This is a genomic window from Mesorhizobium sp. Root695, assembly GCF_001428185.1.
Classification (GTDB): domain Bacteria; phylum Pseudomonadota; class Alphaproteobacteria; order Rhizobiales; family Rhizobiaceae; genus Mesorhizobium.
The window spans coordinates 1-16069 of record NZ_LMHO01000043.1; the positions used below are offsets into that span (position 1 = coordinate 1).

15 protein-coding genes are annotated in these 16069 nt (G+C 62.3%); 8 read left to right on the forward strand and 7 right to left on the reverse strand.

Translation table 11 applies throughout. The annotated features are described in order from the left end of the window. Positions 1-290 precede the first annotated feature (290 nt). From ASD99_RS34185 to ASD99_RS26710, 4 genes are all read left to right on the forward strand, one after another. Positions 291-449, forward strand: a complete 159-nt coding sequence (locus ASD99_RS34185) for a hypothetical protein (RefSeq protein WP_164482324.1) — start codon at positions 291-293, stop codon at positions 447-449. 40 nt (positions 450-489) lie between these two features. After that, complete coding sequence (locus ASD99_RS26700; RefSeq protein WP_056580548.1) at positions 490-684, forward strand: hypothetical protein; 195 nt, start codon at positions 490-492, stop codon at positions 682-684. A 116-nt stretch (positions 685-800) separates the two neighbouring features. Beyond that, positions 801-2264 (forward strand): AMP nucleosidase, encoded by a 1464-nt coding sequence (locus ASD99_RS26705; RefSeq protein ID WP_244497920.1) that lies wholly within the window; start codon positions 801-803, stop codon positions 2262-2264. 101 nt (positions 2265-2365) lie between these two features. Beyond that, positions 2366-3376: an endonuclease/exonuclease/phosphatase family protein gene (locus tag ASD99_RS26710; RefSeq protein WP_244482700.1), complete on the forward strand. Its 1011-nt coding sequence runs from the start codon at positions 2366-2368 to the stop codon at positions 3374-3376. 4 nt (positions 3377-3380) lie between these two features. Here ASD99_RS26710 and ASD99_RS26715 read toward each other — a convergent pair whose 3' ends face one another. The 3 genes from ASD99_RS26715 to ASD99_RS33690 form a co-directional block, all read right to left on the reverse strand. Then, complete coding sequence (locus tag ASD99_RS26715; RefSeq protein WP_057145424.1) at positions 3381-3980, reverse strand: DUF922 domain-containing Zn-dependent protease; 600 nt, start codon at positions 3978-3980, stop codon at positions 3381-3383. 142 nt (positions 3981-4122) lie between these two features. Beyond that, entirely contained in the window at positions 4123-5802 is a 1680-nt protein-coding gene (locus ASD99_RS26720; protein WP_056580560.1) for an electron transfer flavoprotein-ubiquinone oxidoreductase, read from the reverse strand. Between the two features lie 63 nt (positions 5803-5865). Then, a complete protein-coding gene (locus ASD99_RS33690) occupies positions 5866-6012 on the reverse strand; it encodes a hypothetical protein (protein WP_156389089.1) in 147 nt (48 codons plus the stop codon). A gap of 10 nt (positions 6013-6022) precedes the next feature. On the opposite strand from ASD99_RS33690, the gene ASD99_RS26725 reads away from it, so the two are divergent. The 3 genes from ASD99_RS26725 (at position 6023) to ASD99_RS26735 (ending at position 8504) form a co-directional block, all read left to right on the forward strand. Then, positions 6023-6667, forward strand: a complete 645-nt coding sequence (locus ASD99_RS26725) for a hypothetical protein (protein WP_082525171.1) — start codon at positions 6023-6025, stop codon at positions 6665-6667. A 49-nt stretch (positions 6668-6716) separates the two neighbouring features. After that, positions 6717-7598, forward strand: coding sequence for a uracil-DNA glycosylase (locus tag ASD99_RS26730; protein ID WP_056580563.1), 882 nt, complete (start codon positions 6717-6719; stop codon positions 7596-7598). 93 nt (positions 7599-7691) lie between these two features. Further along, positions 7692-8504 carry a helix-turn-helix domain-containing protein gene (locus ASD99_RS26735; RefSeq protein WP_057145425.1) on the forward strand — a complete coding sequence of 271 codons (813 nt, stop codon included), beginning with the start codon at positions 7692-7694 and terminating at the stop codon, positions 8502-8504. Here the strand turns inward: ASD99_RS26735 and ASD99_RS26740 are convergent, their stop codons facing one another. Together ASD99_RS26740 and ASD99_RS26745 are read right to left on the reverse strand one after the other, a co-directional pair. Next, a complete protein-coding gene (locus ASD99_RS26740) occupies positions 8505-9407 on the reverse strand; it encodes a DMT family transporter (RefSeq protein WP_244482724.1) in 903 nt (300 codons plus the stop codon). Positions 9408-9472: 65 nt separating this feature from the next. Further along, complete coding sequence (locus tag ASD99_RS26745) at positions 9473-11779, reverse strand: xanthine dehydrogenase family protein molybdopterin-binding subunit (RefSeq protein WP_057145427.1); 2307 nt, start codon at positions 11777-11779, stop codon at positions 9473-9475. Between the two features lie 156 nt (positions 11780-11935). On the opposite strand from ASD99_RS26745, the gene pepN reads away from it, so the two are divergent. Then, a complete protein-coding gene (gene pepN / locus ASD99_RS26750; protein ID WP_057145428.1) occupies positions 11936-14581 on the forward strand; it encodes an aminopeptidase N in 2646 nt (881 codons plus the stop codon). A 50-nt stretch (positions 14582-14631) separates the two neighbouring features. Here the strand turns inward: pepN and ASD99_RS26755 are convergent, their stop codons facing one another. Further along, positions 14632-15585: a hypothetical protein gene (locus ASD99_RS26755; RefSeq protein ID WP_057145429.1), complete on the reverse strand. Its 954-nt coding sequence runs from the start codon at positions 15583-15585 to the stop codon at positions 14632-14634. A 45-nt stretch (positions 15586-15630) separates the two neighbouring features. After that, positions 15631-15936 (reverse strand): addiction module antidote protein, encoded by a 306-nt coding sequence (locus ASD99_RS26760; RefSeq protein WP_057145537.1) that lies wholly within the window; start codon positions 15934-15936, stop codon positions 15631-15633. Positions 15937-16069 lie beyond the last annotated feature (133 nt).

Genomic DNA, 16069 nt, shown 5'->3' on the forward strand with positions numbered 1-16069 from the left:
TACCATCTCGAGCGCGGTCTGTTCAGGGGCGGGTCGCTTCAACATGACCCAGTGAATCAAAAACCCCCGGCAAATGCCAGGGGTTTGTCAGCAGTCTGACGGGGCCCCGACGGGCCCCGTTTTCATTTGTCGTGGCATAATCCCCTGCTCGTCGCCTCCTGCTGGCAACTTGTCGACACCGGCGCCGGCAAAATCCCGTCAATCATTTTGAACCGCAGATGAACGCGGGCATCAGAGCCGGTTCAGTTGCATCAGGGCATTCTCCGGCGTGTTGAAGGAGACCCGACCCAATGCTTGCTCGCCGCTTCACCATCGTCTGCCTGCTGGTGAGCCTGTTTGGAATGTTCTTCGCCATCCTCGTCGCCGAAGCGGGCCGTCCAGCCCGCGCCTGGGACGAAGCCAGTTCCAGAACCTGCCGCCTCGCCTGCCCCACCCATATTCGCAACTGAACAAAGAAACCAAGACCTCAAAAAGAAAAGCTGAAACACCATGAACCGCATCGCCGCCAACGCTCTCAAGACCCTTCGGCTTCTGCCGCGGGCGGCGCTTATCCTGACGGTTCTTGCCGCTCCGGTTCTGGCCGTGCCGATGATGCGCACCGACGCCGGCTCGACGATCGACGCACCGGCTCTGAAGAAGTCCGGCGTCGGCTTCGTGCTTCTGGTCAGCCTGCAGCGCGGTTGAAGAAAAACGACGCTTTGGCGGCCTTCGGTCGCGACACCCCTCCCAAGTGCCGATCCAAGTCTCTATATTGAGCCATGGAAAAGCGAATCTACCCACAAGCCATCGAATCTGTCGTCATGCCGGAGCCTTTTGGCCGGCAAAGCTTTGATAGCGCTGAAAAGGCAGTCGCCGCACTGCAGGCGCTTTACGACCGCAACACCAAGTTCCTGCGCGACTCCTTTGCAGAACTGGCGGCAGCGGGCGGCGACAATGGCAAGCGCTACCGGGCCTTTTATCCGGAGATCGGCGTCACCACCAACTCGTTCACCCAGATCGACTCGCGCCAAGCCTATGGCCATATGCCGACGCCGGGGCATTTTTCCACCACCATCACCCAGCCGGGTCTGTTCGAAAGCTACCTCGTCGAGCAGTTGCGCCTGATCATGCGCAATCATGGGGTTGCGGTCACGGTGTCGGAATCGACCACGCCGATCCCGCTGCATTTCGCCTTTCTCGAAGGCACCCATGTCGACGGCGCGGCGGCCGAGCGCATCAAGCGGCCGATCCGCGATCTGTTCGACGTGCCGGATCTCGACGGCACCGACGACCAGATCGCCAACGGCACCTTCGAAGTGGCCTTCGGCGAGCCGAGGCCGTTGGCGCCCTTCACGGCGCAGCGCATCGACTATTCGCTGCATCGCCTGTCGCACTATACGGCGACCACGCCGCAGCATTTCCAGAACTTCGTGCTGTTCACCAACTACCAGTTCTACATCGACGAGTTCGTCGCCCGCGCCCGCGATCTGATGGCCAATGGCGGCGGCGGATACACCGAGTTCGTCGAGCCCGGCAATGTCACCACCAGGGTCGGGCAAAGCGCGCCCAGCGAAGGGGTAGCACCACCGCGCCTGCCGCAAATGCCGGCCTATCATCTGAAGAAACCGAACCATGGCGGCATCACCATGGTCAATATCGGCGTTGGGCCCTCCAACGCCAAGACGATCACCGACCACATCGCCGTGCTGAGGCCGCATGCCTGGGTGATGCTTGGTCACTGCGCCGGACTACGCAACACCCAGGCGTTGGGCGACTATGTTCTGGCACATGCCTATGTGCGCGAGGATCACGTCCTTGACGACGATCTTCCAGTCTGGGTGCCGATCCCGCCGCTGGCCGAGATTCAGGTGGCGTTGCAGGAAGCCGTCGCCGAAGTCACCGGCCTGTCCGGCTATGACTTGAAGCGCATTATGCGCACCGGCACCGTCGCCACCATCGACAATCGCAACTGGGAGCTGCGCGACCAGCGCGGACCGGTGCAGCGGCTGTCGCAGTCGCGGGCGATCGCGCTCGACATGGAATCGGCGACGATCGCCGCCAACGGCTTCCGCTTCCGCGTGCCCTATGGCACGCTGCTGTGCGTTTCGGACAAACCACTGCATGGCGAGTTGAAACTGCCCGGCATGGCGACCGAATTCTACAAGCGTCAGGTGGCGCAGCACCTGACCATCGGCATCAGGGCTATGGAGAAGCTTGCGGAAATGCCGATGGAGCGGTTGCATTCGCGCAAGCTCAGAAGTTTTTCGGAGACGGCGTTCCAGTAGGCCGGTTCCACGCATCGCATGGGCATTTCGTCATCTTGATTGGGCCGCATTTCTGCCGATAAACGGGCGGCATGAAGAGAGCGAGCTTCGGGACATTGCTGATGTCGGTGGCATTCCTGGCAATGCTCGCCTGTTCGATCGCGCTGGTGGCCGGGTTTTTCGGAACGCTGCATCCGGCCTTCGATTCCTTCTCGCATTTCCGCGTCCACCTTGCCGTGCTGATGGCGCTTTGCGCGCTGCCGCTGCTGGCCACGACATTTCGCCTGCAAGCGGCCGTGGCGCTGCTTTTTGCCGTGGCGGCCTTTGCCACGACCTTGAACACTCTGCCCGGTCCATGGCCGGTTCAGGCTGCCTATGAAGCCAAAGACGAAAATCGTGCGACCTACAAGCTGCTGCAGATGAACCTGCGCTACGACAATCCGACGCCGAAGAAGGTGCTGTCGCTGATCGGCCGGACCAATCCCGACGTGATCACCCTCGACGAGGTATCGGCGATGTGGGCGACCGAGCTGGGCTATATCAGCAGCGCATATCCATACCGGATCCTCTGTCCTTATCCGAACGGCATATTCGGCGTCGCGCTGCTCTCGCGGCGGCCCTTTGCCGCCGGGGCCGAGGCGCGTTGCGAACGGCGCGGCGCCATGGCGACAGCGACCATCGACTTCGGCGGCATCGATGTCGATGTCGCGGCCATCCATCTCAGCTGGCCGTGGCCACGCGAGCAGTACTGGCAGATCGGCGAACTGACACAATCGGTTTCCGCGCTCGGCGAGACGGCCATCATGGCGGGAGACTGCAACGCCGTGCCGTGGAGTGCTGCCGTGCGGCGGGTCGCCTCGCTCGGCGGGCTGACTGTCATGCCATCCGCCGGCCCGACCTGGATCCACATCAAGCTGCCGGATTTCTTGCGGCGCTTCGCCGGCCTGCCGATCGACCAGGTTTTCAGCAAGGGCGGCGTGACCATTCATTCCGCGACACGGCTGGAGGACACTGGCTCGGACCACCTGCCGGTCATGGTGGAATTCTCGCTCAGACTGAACCAGCAAAAGCCGGCGGACGAGCATGAGACCGCGACCGTGTCGCTGATACTGGCCGGAAAAATGCCAGGCTAAAAGATCAAGGCTTGATCAAAGCGGTGACGAGATGCTCGACATGGCCACCGTCGCGATGCTCGCGGGCGTCGAAAGCGATCTGCTTCGCCTCATATGCGGCATAGGTGGCCCTGATACGCCGCTGCGCCTCGCGGCGTGTCTTTGAGCAGGACCGGTCGTCGGCAATCTTGAGGCCGGAGATCGATCTTTCAGTGGCGCGCATCATCTCCCTGGCGAGGCGGCCATGGGTTTCTTCATGAGCGCGGACGCCGACGAAGAACCGCGTCCAGCGCTTCTGGAGCGCCGGCGGGGTGGCCGAAGCGACACGCGGAAACGTATAGAAGAGATTCAGCGTGCCATTGGCGCGCCGCAGGCGACAGACGCCATTGTCCTGGCCGGCGTCAAGGTCCCAATCCACGGTGTAGCCGGTCTGGGCGATGGCGTGCGTCATGAAGCCGTGCTTCGGCCCCTTGCGGTCCATAGCCTCCATCAGCGCCAGGCCGGTGGTCCCGGCGATTTCATAGGTCCGCGTCTTGACGACCACCCTGGTGCCGGCCGAGGCCGCCGGAGCGGAATCGAACAGCGCGCCGATCGCCAAAAGACATGCCAGAACCTCCAAACGCATTGGCCATCTCCGTATCGTCAGGGAATGGAACCATAAGCCCGCGGCAGTTTCAACACTCCTAATATTTCATATGCCTCGGTGGACCCGAGCCTTCGCCGGCATTTTGCTTGCGGCGACCGAGACGGCCCGGTCGGCGCGTGGCTTACATGCCTTGGTAGACCGGGCCTTCGCCGCCTTGTGGCGGCACCCAGTTGATGTTCTGGTTCGGGTCCTTGATGTCGCATGTCTTGCAGTGGACGCAGTTCTGCGCGTTGATGACGAAGCGCACGTCCTTCGCTGCAGGATCGGCGGCGGCATTGCCGTCCTTGTCGACCCACTCGTAGACGCCGGCAGGACAATAGCGCGTCGAGGGTCCCGCAAAGACGTCGTGCTCGGAACGTTTCTGCAGCTCCATGTCGCCGACAAGCAAATGGACCGGCTCGTTTTCCTCATGGTTGGTGTTCGACAGGAACACCGAGGACAGCCGGTCGAAGGTCAGCACGCCATCGGGCTTCGGATAGGCGATCTTCTTGTGCTGGGCGGCAGGCTCGAGCGTGGCATAGTCGGCCTTGCCATGCTTCAGCGTGCCGAAGGGCGAGATTCCGAACAGCGTGTTCAGCCACATGTCGAGGCCGCCGAGACCGACACCGACAATGGTGCCGAAGCGCGACCACAGCGGCTTGACGTTGCGCACCCTCTTCAGATCCTTGCCGATGTCGGTCGCCCGCCAGGCCGCCTCATAGGAGGAAAGCTCGTCATTGGCACGACCGGCACCGATCGCCTCGGCGACATGCTCGGCCGCCAGCATGCCGGACAGCACGGCATTGTGCGAACCCTTGATGCGCGGCACGTTGACGAAGCCCGCCGCGCAACCCATCAGCGCGCCACCGGGGAAGGACAGTTTCGGCACCGACTGCCAGCCGCCTTCGGTGATGGCGCGCGCGCCATAGCCCAGCCGCTTGGCGCCCTCGAAGGTGCCTGCGATCGCCGGATGGGTCTTGAAGCGCTGGAATTCCTCGAATGGCGACAGATACGGGTTCTTGTAGTTGAGGTGGAGGACGAAGCCGACCGCCACCTGATTGTCCTCGAGATGGTAGAGGAAGGAGCCGCCGCCGGTCTTCATGTCGAGCGGCCAGCCGAAAGAGTGCTGGACTAGGCCCGGACGATGGTTCTCCGGCTTGACCTGCCAGAGCTCCTTGAGGCCGATGCCGTATTTGCCGGGCTCGCGGCCGTCGGAAAGCTTGTATTTGGCGATCAATTGCTTGGCGAGCGAGCCGCGCGCGCCCTCGCCGATCAGCACATACTTGCCCATCAGCGCCATTCCGGGCGCGAAGCCAGGGCCGTGTGTGCCGTCCTTCTCGATGCCCATGTCGCCGGTGACGACGCCGGTGACGGCGCCTTCCTCATTGTAGATGAGGCCGGCGGCGGCAAAGCCCGGATAGATCTCGACGCCGAGCGCCTCGGCCTTGGTCGCCAGCCAGCGGCAGACATTTCCGAGCGAGACGATGTAATTGCCGTGATTGTTCATCAGCGGCGGCATCAGGATGTTGGGCAGGCGGAACGAGCCTGCAGGGCCAAGGACGAGGAAATGGTCCGCTGTGACCGGCGTCTTGAAGGGATGGCCTTCCTCATCGCGCCAGCCCGGCAAGAGCCGGTCGATGCCGATCGGATCGACGACGGCGCCGGAGAGGATATGCGCGCCGACCTCGCCACCCTTTTCCAGGACGACAACCGAGAGCTCGGGGTTGATCTGCTTGAGGCGGATGGCGGCGGCGAGGCCGGCCGGGCCGGCTCCGACGATAACCACGTCGAATTCCATGCTTTCGCGTTCGATGTCGCTCATCAACCCCTCCGCACTGGCTTGTCCCATTCGGGTATCTTGCTGGCTCCTGCGCTGCATAGCGCATCAATTGGCGACAGGAAACCGGCGCATACGTGACAATACGGTTTTGGCCAAAAAGCCGCGCATCGCGAGGCTGGGCGCGTGCTTTTCGGCCGGCATTGCCCGAGGCGCTTGCGTTTTTAATTGTTCGACGGCTTGCTTATCGGCCATACTTCACGCCATGCGCATTCCTGGGCCAGCCGGCTTTTCATCGACGCGCTTTCTTTTCCCGCCCGGCCCAGCCTGCCGGGCGCTGCTTTTGGCCCTTCTGGCGCTGGCACCGGGTCAGGCTGCAGCGGACGAAGTGAAAGTCTGGTCGGCGGGGGCCTACTCGTTCTCCGACGAGCTTGGCGGCTTCCACATCACCGGCGCTTCGGGCATCGGAACGAAGGATGATCCGCTGGTCATCACCGAAGAGTTCAATTCGTCAACGCCGGTGACGCTGACCATCCGCACGACAAAGCCGATCCAAGCCTTCGGCCCGGCCGGCGAATTCGCCAACGGCATCATGTATATGCGCATCGACGTGCTCAACAACAGCGGCCAGGCCTGGATCGAATTCCAGTTCGAACTTCAGGAGATCCTGAACCAGCCGAGCGTGTTCGGCGACGGGCTTTCCTTCGATCAGCGCAACAAGACGCCCGACAACATCTGGTCGAGCAATTTTGCCGATTTCGATCGCGATTTCGAACCCTATGACCGGCTGCTGTTCAGGAATGGCAAGGTCGACCCGCTGAAGTCAGCCAGGTTCGAATTCCTGATGACCGACTACACGCCGCGCTGGACTTTTTATCTGGTGCAGGATCCGCGCATACCGACAGGGTAGAGAAGCGGCCAGCCTTGCAAATTGCCGCCACGCGGACGAATGTGCCGGCATGACTGCCGCTTCCCCAAACAACAGACCTGATATTGCCGACCTGCTGGCCTTTTATGCCAGCGTGGGCGTCGACGAGGCGCTCGAAGACCAGCCGGTGAACCGGTTCGCCGAGGTTGCGCCAAGGCCGGTGGAGCCTGCGCCCGTGGCGGCGCCTTCGGGCGCCACCGGCGTACCGCAGCGTTCGACGAACACGTCTCGCCCCGAAGCGGGCGACAGAGCAAATGCTCCACCCGTTGCGCGGCCGCTGTCTGCTACGACTGCGGTTCCCGACGAAGCGCAAGCAGCACTTGCCCGCCAGTTGGCAACGACGGCAACGACGCTGGACGAGCTTCGCCAGCACATGGCGGCGTTCGACGGCTGCAATCTCAAGGCCACTGCCAAGAGCCTGGTGTTCGCCGACGGCAACCCGGAAGCAGCCGTCATGCTGGTCGGCGAGGCGCCCGGCCGCGACGAGGACATCGAGGGCCTGCCCTTCGTCGGCCGCTCGGGCCGGCTGCTCGACCGCATGCTGGCAGCGATCGGGCTCGACCGCACATCTGTCTATATCGCCAACGTCATTCCCTGGCGGCCGCCGGGCAATCGCACGCCGACGCCGCATGAGACCGAGATCTGCCGGCCGTTCATCGAGCGGCAGATCGAGCTGGTCAATCCGAAGGTGCTGATCAACCTTGGCGGCCCGTCGGCCAAGACCTTGCTCAACACCTCGGAAGGCATCTTGCGACTGCGCGGCAACTGGCGTGTCCACACGACGGCGTCTGGCATCGCCATTCCGGCCATGCCGACGCTGCACCCGGCCTATCTCTTGCGAACGCCCGCGCACAAGAAGCTGGCGTGGCGGGATTTTCTCGAGGTGAAGGCAAAGCTGCGGGAAGTTGGCTGAGGCTTGGCGAGTAGCCAATCTCCGACATGGATGCCGTACCGATAACCTCCGAGGTAATTGAAATACGTCTCCTCTCAGCCTAACCGTGCCCTCATGACAACACCCCAAACCTCCGCCGGCAGCCTCATTCGCGAATGGCGCACGCGCCGGCGCATGTCACAGCTCGACCTCGCGATGGAGGCCGAGATCTCGCAGCGGCATCTGAGCTTCGTCGAAAGCGGCCGCGCCGCGCCTTCGCGGGACATGGTGCTGCATCTGGCCGAGCAATTGTCGATCCCGCTCAGGCAACGCAACCAGCTGCTGCTCGCCGCCGGCTTTGCCCCCAGCTTCGGCGAGCGCTCGCTTGGCGACGCGACGTTGGCGCCGGCGATGGCGGCGGTCGAGATCGTGCTCAAGGGGCACGAGCCTTTCCCGGCACTCGCTGTCGACCACCACTGGAACCTGGTTTCGGCCAACGCCGCCATCGCTCCCTTCCTTGCCGATGTCAGCGAGGCTGCGCTGCTGACGCCGCCGGTCAACGTGCTCCGCCTCAGCCTGCATCCCGGCGGCATCGCACCGCGCATCGTCAATCTCCAGGAATGGCGGACGCATCTGCTTGAGCGCCTGAAACGCCAGAACGACGAGGGCGGCGACCCGGAGCTGGTCGAACTGGAACGTGAGCTGCGGACTTATCCGTCCGGCTTGAAAGGCATCCGGCCGGCGCCGGTCGAGCCGAATGCCATCGTGCACCCGCTCAGGCTGGCGCATGGCGATCAAGTGCTGTCATTCATCAGCACCATCACCGTGTTCGGCACGCCGCTCGACGTGACGCTGTCGGAACTGGCGATCGAATCGTTTTTCCCGGCCGATGAGCCGACCAGGACGATGCTGGTGCGATTGGCGAAGGAACGCGCCGAACAGTCGTAGTCACCCCTGGGGCAAAGATGCCTTGCGCGTGCGGGTGCGCTCCAGGCCAAGCTGGCGTTCGCGCCAAATGATGAAAATCCCGGCGGCAACGACGATCAGGCCGCCGACGAGCATGTTCAGCGTGGCGACGTCGCCAAAGACGAGATAACCGACGACGACGCCGAGGATCATCGAGGTGTATTCGAACGGCGCCACGACCGAGGCCTCGGCATGGCGATAGGCCGCCGTCATCAGAATCTGGCCGAGGCCGCCGCAGAAGCCGGCCACAACCAGAAGAGCCGCCTGGAGCGGCGTCAGCGCTTGCCAGCCGAACGGCAGCGACAGCAGCGACATGACGCTCGCCGTCACCGAAAACCAAAGCACGATGGTCGCGGTGCGCTCGCTTTGCACGAGATTGCGCACCAAAAGCATGGCAACCGCCGAGATCGCCGCCGCGACAAGAGCGGCAACAACGCCAAGCACCTCCTGATCGTCGAGCGCCTCATCGGAACTCAGCAGCGTCAACTCCGGCCAGGAGATGATCAGCACGCCGACAAGGCCGACCGCGACCGCGCTCCAGCGATAGACGCGGATAGCCTCGCCAAGAAAGACCGAACTGAACACCACCACCAGCAGAGGCTGCGCATAGTTCAGCGTGATCGCTTCCGGCAGCGGCAGCCGGGTCAGCGCGAAAAAGCCAAGTCCCATGGCGCAGACGCCGACGACGCCGCGCGCGATGTGGTTGAACGGACGCTTGGTCGAAAAGGCAGTGCCGAGTTTTCCCTTGAAAGCCAGAAACGCGATGATCGGGAAGATGGCGAAGAAGGAGCGGAAGAAGACGATCTCGCCCGCCGGAACGGTGCCTGCGGCCTTGATGCAGGTCTGCATGCCGACGAAGACCGCCACCGAGATGATCTTGAGCATGATGCCGGTGAGCGTGTTGTGCCCGGCGGCGTGCTCACTGGCTATGGGGCTGCCCGGGCTGCCTGTCACGCTCCCACAGCTTCCCGGATCGTTGCCCAGATGCGCGCCGGCGTCGCCGGCATGTCGATGTGTTTGACGCCATAGGCGCGCCAGAGCGCGTCGGTCACCGCATTGAGCGCGGCAGGGGTCGAGCCGATGGTGCCGGCCTCGCCTGCCCCCTTGATGCCGAGCGCATTGGTGGTCGACGGGACGTTGCGGGTCTCGAAATGGAAGAATGGGAAATTGTCGGCGCGCGGCATGGCGTAGTCCATGAAGCTCGCCGTCAGCAGCTGTCCGTCTTCGCCATAGATGGTGTCCTCGGTCAGCGCCTGGCCGATGCCTTGCACGACGCCGCCATGCACCTGGCCGGCAAGCAGGATCGGATTCACGGTGACGCCGAAATCGTCAACGATGGTGTAGCGGACGATCTCGGTGGCGCCGGTGTCGGGATCGATCTCGACCTCGCAGATATGGGTGCCGTTGGGATAGGTGCACTCGTCCTGCACGAATTCTCCGAACCCTTTGAGATCGTCCGGCGTCTTGGCGGCCTTGGCGATGGTGGAGAAATCGATCGTGCGATCGGTGCCGACGATGCGTGCAACACCATCAGACAGCTCGATGTCGCCGGCCGAGGCCTCCAGCTCATCGGCGGCGATGCGCTTGATCTTGTTGGCCAGATCCTCGCCCGCGCGGGAAGCTGATACACCCCCCAGCGGAATGGAGCGCGAGCCGCCGGTGCCGCCGCCGGCCTTCAGCTCGTCGGTGTCGCCCTGGCGGACATGGATCTTGTCGATGTCGAGATGGAGCTTTTCCGACAGGAACTGCGCATAGGCGGTGGCGTGCCCCTGCCCGTTGCTCTGGGTGCCGATCTTCAGCGTCACCGTGCCGTCGCCATTGAGTTCGACAAAGGCCGGCTCCGAGCCCGGAAAGGCGCAGGCCTCGATATAGGTCGCCATGCCGAGGCCGCGGATCTTTCCGCCGGCCTTCGACTGCGCCAGCCGCGCCGGGAACGCTTTCCATTCGGACCGTTCAATGGCACGCTCCATATGGCCTTCGAATTCACCATTGTCGTAGAGGCGGCCGGTCTGCGTTCGGTAGGGAAACTGCTCCGGCCGGATGAAGTTGCGGCGCCGGATCTCCTCGACAGGCAGGTTGAGATCATGGGCGCAGGCGTCGACAAGCTTTTCCAGCAGGAACGCTGCTTCCGGCCGGCCTGCACCGCGATAGGCGTCGACTGGGCAGGTGTTGGTGTAGAGGCCAGTGACCGAGACGTCGAGCGCCTGGATATCATAGACACCGGTCGACATGGTGACGCCGATATAGGGAATGAACGGACCGTATTGCGAGATATAGGCGCCGATGTTGGCGAGCAGGTCCACCCTCATGCCGAGGAAGCGGCCATCCTTGTCCAGCGCCATCTCGGCCGTCACGGAATTGTCGCGCCCTTGCGCGTCGGTCAGGAAGTGCTCGGTGCGGTCGCCGGCCCACTTCACCGGACGGCCAAGCCGCTTTGCCGCCTCGAGCACCAGCGGATATTCGCGGTAGACGAAGCTCTTGGGCCCGAAACCGCCGCCGACGTCAGGCGTGATGACGCGCAGCCGATCCTTCTTGATCTTGAACAGGCCGGCCAGGATGTACTGCATCGAATGCACGCCCTGCGACCCTGTGGTCAGCACGAAGCGGTTCTCCTCAACATTCCACTCGCCGATCGCCGAGCGCGGCTCCATGTAGTTGCAGACCAGCCGGTTATTGACGAATTCGATGCGGGTGACATGGGCGGCCTTGGCGAAAGCCGCCTTGGTCTTCGCCTTGTCGCCCATGTGGTAGGTGAAGGCGCGATTGGAACCAAGCTCCGGCCAGACCAGCGGCGTGCCTTCGGCAAGTGCCGTTGCCGTCCCGGAGGCCGCATCTTCGCTGTCATAGTCGACGTCGATCAGTTCAGCGGCATCCTGTGCCAAGGCACGGCTGTCGGCGACGACGAAGGCAACGGCGTCGCCGACATAGTTGACCCGGTCGCGGCACAGGATCGGGATGTCGCGCGTCGGCGCCTTGGTGCCGTCCGGCTGTTCCTGCATGACGCCGGACTTGAGATCGCCGAGGTGGGCAAGGTCCTTGCCGGTCAGCACCAGATGCACGCCGGGTGCCGCCTTCGCCGCCTCGGTCGAACCGATGGTGAAGCTGGCCTTGGCGACCGGCGAGCGCAGGACATAGCCATGCAGGACGCCAGCCGGCTGGATGTCGTCGGTATAGCGGCCCTGCCCCTGGATGAAGGCGGCATCCTCGCGCCGCAGCACGGATGCGCCCATGCCGAATTTCGGTGTGACGACGGTCAATGGGTGCCTCGCGGTGGTGACGGGAGAAGGAAGGCCTGAAATAGGCATTGCCTCAGTTTTGTCGAGGGGCCGTTTCGTGTAAAGAGCGCGGACTTCAAATTTCTTGGACCAGCGGAAACATCCGCCGCCAAGGCCATCGACAGGAAAAAACACGGAATGCGCACGGACACCGGCCAGGTCTTCAAGCTCGAAGACTATCGCCCCAACGACTACCTCATTCCGCAAACCAACCTCACTTTCCGCCTGTCGCCAGACGCAACGCACGTCACGGCCTTGCTCGCGGTCGAGCGCCGTGACGGCGTATCCGCGTCGGCACCATTGGTGCTCGACGGTGACGGGCTGACGCTCAAACGCATCGAGATCGACGGCAAGACGGTGATGCCGGCGGATTTTCTGGCGAGCCCAGACCAGCTGACGATCCTCAAGCCGCCGGTCGCGCGCCGCTTCCAACTGCTCATCGAGACCGAACTGGCGCCGGTAGGCAACGAAGCCCTGATGGGCCTCTACCGCTCGAGCCATGTCTACTGCACACAATGCGAGGCCGAGGGCTTCCGCCGCATCACCTATTTCCTCGATCGACCCGACATCCTGTCTGTCTACACGGTGCGCATAGAAGCAATGCGCGACGAGGCGCCGCTGCTCCTGTCCAACGGCAACCCCGTCGACAAAGGCGACCTCGGCGACGGCTGGCACTATGCAGTGTGGCACGACCCCTTCCCCAAGCCGTCCTATCTGTTCGCATTGGTGGCCGGCAATCTCGGCCGGCTCGCCGACAGTTTCGTCACCCTGTCCGGCCGCACGGTCGAGCTCGGCATCTATGTCGAGCCCGGCAAGGAGAAGCTGGCCGGCTACGCGATGGACGCCCTGAAGCGGTCGATGAAATGGGACGAGGAAGCGTTCGGCCGGGAATACGATCTTGACGTCTTCAACATCGTCGCCGTGTCCGACTTCAACATGGGCGCGATGGAGAACAAGGGCCTCAACATCTTCAACGACAAATATGTTCTGGCCGACCAGGAGACCGCGACGGATGCCGATTTCGCCAATATCGAGGCGATCATCGCGCATGAGTATTTCCACAATTGGACAGGCAACAGAATCACTTGCCGCGACTGGTTCCAGCTCTGCCTGAAGGAAGGCCTGACCGTTTTCCGCGACCACGAATTCTCCGCCGACCAGCGCTCGCGAGCAGTCAAGCGCATCGCCGAAGTGCGCACCTTGCGCGCCCACCAGTTTCCCGAGGACCAGGGCCCGCTGGCGCATCCAGTGCGGCCGCGCCGCTACCGCGAGATCAACAATTTCTACACGGCGACGGTCTACGAGAAAGGCTCCGAAGTGGTGCGCATGATCCGCACAATTCTCGGAGTCGACGCCTTTCGCGCCGGCATGGATCTCTATTTCGAGCGGCACGACGGTGACGCGGCGACGATCGAGGATTTCATCAAGGTGTTCGAGGATGCGTCCGGCCGCGACCTGTCGCAGTTCGCGCTCTGGTATCATCAGGCGGGAACGCCCAACCTGACGATCAGCTCGACGCACAATCCGGCTGCGCGGGAGTTCACGCTCGAAATCGAGCAGTCGGTGCCGCCGACACCCTCCGAAAGCCGAAAGCGGCTCATGCACATCCCGCTCGCCTTCGGCCTAATCGGCGCCGGCGGCAAGCCGGTCGACTATGCCGGCGTCGAGGGCGCTAGCGTCGAGGACGGCGTCATCCATGTGCGCAAGCGCCGCCACATGGTGCGGTTTTCAGGCGTCACTGAGCGCCCCGCCGTGTCGCTCAACCGCGGTTTTTCGGCCCCAGTGACACTGTCCGTCGAGCAGAAAGCCGACGACCAGTTCTTCCTCGCCCGCCATGACAGCGACGCCTTCTCGCGCTGGCAAGCCTTCAACACATTGCTGACCGACGCACTGATTGCCGCCTTCCGAGAAATCCTCGGCGGCAAGCAGCCGGTCTTCGCGGCGCGTCTGACCGAACTCGCCGGCAGTATCGCCGGCGACGAGACGCTGGAGCCGGCCTACCGCGCGCTGGCGCTGGCACTGCCCGGCGAAGCCGACATCGCCCGCGACATCGGCAGGAACATCGACCCCGATGCCATCTATGCGGCTCGCGAGGCGCTGACGCTGGTGATCGGCACCGCGAACCGGGATGCTTTTTCGAGCCTCTACGAGGGCCTTGCCGACAAGGCAGCGTTCAGCCCTGACGCGGCGAGCGCCGGACGGCGCGCCCTGCGCAACACCTTGCTGGATTATCTGTCGCTGCAGCCGGGCGGAGCGGCACTCGCCGCCGGGCATTTCCAGTCGGCGACCAACATGACCGACCGCGCGGCAGCACTTGCCGTGCTCGCGCATCGTCACCACGGTTCGCCAGAGGCGATCAAGGCGCTGGCGGCTTTCGAGACGGTCTATGGGTCCGACCCGCTGGTCATGGACAAATGGTTCCAGATCCAGGCCAGCGTTCCGGGGCCGCAAACCGTCGACACAGTGAAGGCCCTGACCGGCCACCCGGCCTTCTCGATGGGCAATCCGAACCGGGTGCGCTCGCTGATCGGCACGTTCTCCAGTGCCAACCAGACCGGCTTCCATCGTGCCGACGGCGAAGGCTACTGGTTCTTTGCTCAGACTGTGCTCGAGGTCGAAAGACGCAACCCGCAGGTGGCGGCAAGGCTGGCGACGGCGCTCAGATCCTGGCGTTCGCTCGAACCTGGCCGCCAAGCCAAGGCCCGGGAAGCGCTGCTCTCAATCGCCGGCGCCGAAAACCTGTCGGCGGACCTTCGGGATATTGTCGAGCGCACGCTGGCTTAGGGAGAGCGATCTCCCGTGGACTGATGCTGCGGTACACGAATACCTACCCTTTAGACGGATGCGGTGAACGCAAAAACGTTGCCTTGCTTTCGTATCCCCGCGACCTCATCAAGCATGTCTATGAGGTAGTCGGTCTTCTCTTTGTGCTCAAGAAAGCGTCTCTGGCGAAAACTGTCGTTAATTTCAGGGGGTTCTCCCAGGAAGAAAATTTTCTCTCCAGCGTATATCTGGACGATGTCATTAATCCGATCCACCATCCAAGGCGCGGCACTAAATGAAGCGCAATTCGCAGCAGGTCGCATCGAGCGCGGAGTGCAGAAATAAATGCAGATATTGGGCGTTAGCGGAATAAGAGCCCTTCCATCCACTCTTTCTGTTATCAAACTCCCAGTAAGCCAATCGAGACTTCCATCTCCAAAAACGAATTTCTTGAAGCGAGAATGGATAATCACAAAAAACTGATTTGAGAGACGCCCGGTTTCGCAAAGCTTCTTAGCAGCGAGATAGTTCTGACGCATGTTAGCCTTTCCGACTTCCTCGTCAGGCGGGCGACCCATAAATCTCGAATAGCTTTCATAGCGAAATCGGTTCCCTGGGCTCCTTATCAGTAGCGAATACAGGATAAGCAGCAGTGATCGGTGTATGCTCTCGTCCATGCGATAAAACTTACAGACGTTGAGCAGATGACGCCCGCGCTTCAGGGCCATTTTTATCATTCGGAAAAGGTCGAATATCCCAGGAGGTCGCAATTTGGCGATTGCCTCGATGGTGTCGTGAACACGATCGTCAGCGCTTGAAAATTCGTGCTCGAAATTCGTTTCCCAGACATTACCCCTAAAAATCGTATGCCCATGGGATTTGCGCGCTATTTTCCGGTTCTTTGCCTTCTTCTTTTCGATGTTTCCTTCGGGGTCAATCCATGAAACCTCCTCATTTTTATCAGCCCAGTATGTCTGGAGACCAACGGGCCACCAATGATGTTCTCTGGAATTCCCCTTGCTCATTTTAGACCTGTTAAAACTGCCATTGCGCTGATGCAACCGTGGCCTTCAAACCAGTCCCGGCTGATGGGACTGGGGCTTAGCGGTCAACTCGATACCAAGCGCCTTCATCACAGCAATCGTCGTTTTCAGGGTCGGATTGCCGTTCTCACTGAACGAGCGATAGAGCTGTTCACGCGAAAGTCCCGTCTGGCTCGCTATCTGGGCCATGCCTTTGGCACGGGCCACGACCCCCAGCGCATGCGCGATATAACCGGAATCTTCGGAAGCAAATGCTTCCGCCATGAAGGCCGCAATGGCCTCATCGGAGGTCAGGCCTTCCGCCGGATCAAAGGTTGTCAGTTCTTCAGCCATGTTTGGATCGATCATAAGGAAATGTAGTTTATAAACTACATTCTGTCAAACGAAAGAGGCGGTCGCGCACCCCACAAGGGGCATTGAGCCGTTTCGGCGTTATTTTAGTCGATTTTTAATCTTTTTTCGCCGG

Coding starts and splice junctions, on each gene's coding strand:
- ASD99_RS26700 (WP_056580548.1), top strand. CDS start 490: ATGAACCGCATCGCCGCCAACGCTCTCAAGACCCTTCGGCTTCTGCCG.
- pepN (WP_057145428.1), top strand. CDS start 11,936: ATGCGCACGGACACCGGCCAGGTCTTCAAGCTCGAAGACTATCGCCCC.
- ASD99_RS26725 (WP_082525171.1), top strand. CDS start 6,023: ATGCGCATTCCTGGGCCAGCCGGCTTTTCATCGACGCGCTTTCTTTTC.
- ASD99_RS26720 (WP_056580560.1), bottom strand. CDS start 5,802: ATGAGCGACATCGAACGCGAAAGCATGGAATTCGACGTGGTTATCGTC.
- ASD99_RS26755 (WP_057145429.1), bottom strand. CDS start 15,585: ATGAGCAAGGGGAATTCCAGAGAACATCATTGGTGGCCCGTTGGTCTC.
- ASD99_RS26760 (WP_057145537.1), bottom strand. CDS start 15,936: ATGGCTGAAGAACTGACAACCTTTGATCCGGCGGAAGGCCTGACCTCC.
- ASD99_RS26710 (WP_244482700.1), top strand. CDS start 2,366: ATGTCGGTGGCATTCCTGGCAATGCTCGCCTGTTCGATCGCGCTGGTG.
- ASD99_RS26705 (WP_244497920.1), top strand. CDS start 801: ATGCCGGAGCCTTTTGGCCGGCAAAGCTTTGATAGCGCTGAAAAGGCA.
- ASD99_RS26730 (WP_056580563.1), top strand. CDS start 6,717: ATGACTGCCGCTTCCCCAAACAACAGACCTGATATTGCCGACCTGCTG.
- ASD99_RS33690 (WP_156389089.1), bottom strand. CDS start 6,012: ATGGCCGATAAGCAAGCCGTCGAACAATTAAAAACGCAAGCGCCTCGG.
- ASD99_RS26715 (WP_057145424.1), bottom strand. CDS start 3,980: ATGCGTTTGGAGGTTCTGGCATGTCTTTTGGCGATCGGCGCGCTGTTC.
- ASD99_RS26740 (WP_244482724.1), bottom strand. CDS start 9,407: ATGCTCAAGATCATCTCGGTGGCGGTCTTCGTCGGCATGCAGACCTGC.
- ASD99_RS34185 (WP_164482324.1), top strand. CDS start 291: ATGCTTGCTCGCCGCTTCACCATCGTCTGCCTGCTGGTGAGCCTGTTT.
- ASD99_RS26735 (WP_057145425.1), top strand. CDS start 7,692: ATGACAACACCCCAAACCTCCGCCGGCAGCCTCATTCGCGAATGGCGC.